A 4,069-nucleotide genomic window follows, 5' to 3' on the forward strand; every position below is an offset into this window, starting at 1 on the left:
AGCGCTGGCCGATCCGCGGATCAGCCGGGCGCTCAAAACCATTCACGACACGCCATTCGAGCGGCGCACCGTGGCCGAACTGGCCGATATTGCGGGCATGTCGCGCTCAAGCTTTGCCGAGCGGTTCACGAGCTTGATTGGCGCGGCGCCGCTGCACTACCAGACGCGCTGGCGGCTGCTGTTGGCCAATGAAATGCTGCAAGGCGGGCGGACACGGGTCAGCGACGTGGCACGACGGATAGGCTATGAATCCGATGCCGCGTTCAGCCGGGCCTTCAAGGCCCAGTTTGGGGTTTCGCCGGTGAGCGTTGCGCATCCGGAGGAATAGGTCGTTCAACAAACGACACCAGTGCGTTGCAATTGTATCGCTATGAACGACGGACAGTGTCGCCTACATTCCCTCTCGAACACGGCGGGAGACGCCGCGATATTGGGAGTTTTGGAAAATGACCCTGGAACTTGGCGGCATCCACCACCTGACGGCCGTAACCGCAGACGCACCGCGCAACCTGAAGTTTTATACCGAAACGCTGGGCATGCGCCTGATCAAGAAGACCGTGAACCAAGACGATACCTCGGCCTATCACCTCTTTTATGGTGACGGCGTTGCTTCGCCCGGTGCGGATCTGACCTTCTTTGATTTCCCCACCATGCGCGAGCAGCGCGGCAACAATACCGTTGGCCGCACGGGCCTGCGCGTTGATAGCGAAGAGACGCTGCAGTGGTGGAAGGAACATCTGGAAGCCAGCAAGGTATCCACCAGCGGCATCAAGGAACGCTTTGGCCACGTCTCGCTCGATTTCGAGGATTTTGAAGGCCAGCGCTTCCGACTGGTTGTCGATGGCACCAACAAGGTGATCCCCTGGGCCAAGTCGCCGCTGCCGGCGGACAAGCAGATCATCGGCCTTGGCCCGATTACGCTGTCGGTACCCAAGCTCGAGCCGACCGATGCCATGCTGACCCGCGTGATGAACATGCGGCAGGTGCGGCACTATCCGGCTCGTGAGCGGGGCGCCGAGACCTTTGTCTATGAAATGGGTCCGGGCGGACCGTCGGCCGAACTGCATGTCTCGGTCGATCCGAGCCTGCCGCGGGCACGGCCCGGCGCCGGCGGCGTCCACCACGTCGCCTTCCGCACGCCGGACGAGAATACCTTGCGCGAATGGATCGAACGGGTGAACAGCTTTGGCATTCGCTCCTCGGGCGAAGTCGAGCGGTTCTACTTCACCTCGCTTTACTTCCGCGAGCCGAATGGCGTTCTGTTCGAAATCGCCACCGACGTGCCGGGATTTGCCGCTGACGAGCCTATGGAAACGCTGGGCGAAAGCCTGTCGCTGCCACCGTTCCTCGAAAGCCAGCGGGCGCAGATCGAGGCTGGCTTGAAGCCTCTGGTCTAAACATTGAAGGCCGGTCACTGAGGTGGCCGGCCTTTTTGTTTGGGGTCAGCGGGTGGTCTCTGGATCGTCGGCGCTCCCGCCGCCCATGCCCATTCCCATGCCGCCCCCTCCGCCGCCAGCACCTCCACCTCCACCGCCGCCGCCCTGGCCACCGCCCTCGCCTTTGCCGCGGCCGCTGCTGGCAGACGGGCGTTTCGGGCCCTGGCCGGGAATGGCGAGATCGGCAGGGACGGGATCGAGATCGAGCGCCTTGCGGATGAAATCGCGGAGGGAAACGACCAAGGCATCGGTACGGACCGGATTGCCGGCGACAAGCTCCCGCGCGGCCTTTTCGGCGAGGCGCACATGCTCTTCGGTGCCAAGGAGGATAATGTCTGAGAGGGACGCTTCGACATCGTCACGGATGCGGCGTTGCCGGTCGGAGCCGGTGATGATTTCGGTGGTGTCGTCACCCTCGACGCGCTTTTCATCGCGCTTGTGGGCGGGATTGACCGTGAGCGTGCCGGTGAAGGAGCCACCCAGAACCTTGTAGGCGGCGATGAGCGTGCGGAGGCGCTCGTTGATCTGGCGGTTCAGCCGCTGCTGGCGTTGCTGGATGGTGGTCATGACCAGAAGTCGGATACTGATGCCGACAAGGGCGAAGAGCGCGATGCCGATCAGGGTGCCGAGTACGCTCTCCCAGGAACTGAAATCAAAACTGCGCAGTCTGGCCTCCTGTGGTTGAGGCCAGACTGTCATGGTTTGTGAGGGCTGGGAATTGCCCTTACTTGGCGTCGGGTTCGAGCAGCGCGGCGTCCTCCACGAGCCGGATGAACTCGGCGCGGTAGCCGCCTTCGTCTTCGCCGCGGCCGGCTTTGGCGAGGGCTTCGATCTCGGCCCAGGTCATTTCCGTGCCATAGACGCTGTCTTTCAGCTTCTGGCCGAAGGCGGCGACGGCGGTGGCGAACTGGGCGTCACTGCCGGCGAGAGTGATGTCATCGTAAACGACCTCGGGGGTGACGGGCTGTTCGATCAATTGGCTGACGCTTTCGCCGGGCAGCTTGTAGCGCATCTTGAGGAACGCGATTTCATCACTGCCGCCAGTGCTGGCCGTGTCGCTGCCATAGCGCAGGGGATCGACCTGGCCAGCGCCGACTGGGGTGATTTCATAGAGCGCGGTGACTGTGTGGCCTGCGCCGACATCGCCGGCATCCACCGCGTCATTGTTGAAATCCTCCCGCTCGAGGTGGCGGGTTTCGTAGCCGATGAGGCGATATTCCGACACGAGGGCGGGATTGAATTCGACCTGGATTTTGACGTCCTGGGCGATGGTGTGGAGCGTGCCGCCCACTTCCTCGACCAGTACCTTCTTGGCTTCGGCGAAGTTGGAAATGTAGCTGGCATTGCCATTGCCGTTCTGGGCGAGCGACTGCATGGTCGCATCGTCGAGATTGCCGCGGCCAAAGCCGAGCACCGAGAGGCTGATGCCGGACTGGCGCTTCTTGGCGATGAACTGTTTCAGCGCGTCGGGATCATCGATGCCGACATTGAAGTCGCCATCGGTGGCGAGGATGACGCGATTGGTGCCGTTCGTCTTGCCCTCTTCGGCGAGGCGATAGGCGAGTTCGATGCCGTCGGCGCCGGCCGTCGAGCCCCCTGCCCCGAGCTCGTCGAGAGCAGACAGGATTTTCGCCTTTTCGCTGGCCTTGGTCGGTTCGAGCACCACGCCGGCGGAACCGGCATAGGCGACGATGGAAACCGTGTCCTTTTCCGAAAGCTGGTCGAGCAGCAGCGCGAAGGAGCGTTTTAGCAGCGGCAGCTTGTCAGGTTCGTCCATCGAACCGGAGGTGTCGATGAGAAAGACCAGATTGCTGGGCGCAATGGCTTCGGCGGGCGGTTCATAGCCGCGAATGCCGATGGACAGGATCTGCGTCTTGTCATTCCACGGGGTCGGGAAGACCTTTAGCGTCGGCTGGAACGGCACCTCGGCGCTGGGGGCGGCGGGGTAGTCATAGGGGAAATAGTTGATCAGCTCCTCGATGCGCACTGCATCGGGCTCGGGGACATAGCCGTCTTCGAGCATGCGGCGGGCATAGGAATAGCTGGCCGTATCGACATCGATGGAGAAGGTCGAGACCGGTTCTTCGGCGGCGACCTTCAGGCGCTGTTCGTCAAAGCTGGTGAATTCGTCGCCGCTCGGCAGCGGCGCCATACGACCGGCTTCGTCGGCAAAGACGCTCTGCTTGGCGAGGCCACCGACAGGTGCGCCGCCATAAGCTTCGGTCTGGACGGCTGACAGCGAGGACGTGATTGCCGGTGCGGGCGCGGGCATACTCTGCGGCGCAACCATGCGCATGTCCGGAGCGGCTTCGCTCTCGAGCAGCATGGGTTCGGGCGCCGCCAGGGCATCGCTATCGGCTGCGGCGTCGGCGGGGCCCTGCTGCACGGCGATGTCGGCCACCTCTTCGCGGGCGGGCGGTGGCACCGGCTCGGCGGCGGGCGCCGTGATCTGCGGGCGCGGAGGCGCCTCGACCGAGGTCATCGCGGTCGTGGAATAGAGCTGGTAGCCGAGCGGCAGGAGCAGCAGGGCCACGGCGGTCGTGCCGAGCGGAATGCGGATGTCCATGATCGAAAGTCCCTTCAGGATTTCTTTGATGGACATGTGACGGCGGCGGCGATCCGATCCTTGGGTC

Annotated in this window: 4 protein-coding genes; 2 read left to right on the forward strand and 2 right to left on the reverse strand. The window is 63.3% G+C overall.

From position 1 onward, the window contains the following. Both ABW043_RS19865 and ABW043_RS19870 read left to right on the forward strand, forming a co-directional pair. A partial coding sequence (locus tag ABW043_RS19865) for a helix-turn-helix domain-containing protein (protein WP_353922934.1) occupies window positions 1-328 on the forward strand: 328 nt, incomplete at its 5' end. 118 nt (window positions 329-446) lie between these two features. Beyond that, the gene (locus tag ABW043_RS19870) at window positions 447-1,397 is read left to right on the forward strand and encodes a ring-cleaving dioxygenase (protein ID WP_353922935.1); all 951 of its coding nucleotides are present in this window, start codon (window positions 447-449) and stop codon (window positions 1,395-1,397) included. Between the two features lie 45 nt (window positions 1,398-1,442). Here the strand turns inward: ABW043_RS19870 and ABW043_RS19875 are convergent, their stop codons facing one another. Further along, on the reverse strand, window positions 1,443-2,135 hold the full coding sequence (locus tag ABW043_RS19875) for a hypothetical protein (RefSeq protein WP_353922936.1): 693 nt from the start codon (window positions 2,133-2,135) through the stop codon (window positions 1,443-1,445). A 25-nt stretch (window positions 2,136-2,160) separates the two neighbouring features. Continuing rightward, on the reverse strand, window positions 2,161-4,069 hold a 1,909-nt coding region (locus ABW043_RS19880), incomplete at its 5' end, for a vWA domain-containing protein (protein ID WP_353922937.1).

The organism is Devosia sp. (assembly GCF_040509215.1).
Taxonomy (GTDB): domain Bacteria; phylum Pseudomonadota; class Alphaproteobacteria; order Rhizobiales; family Devosiaceae; genus Devosia.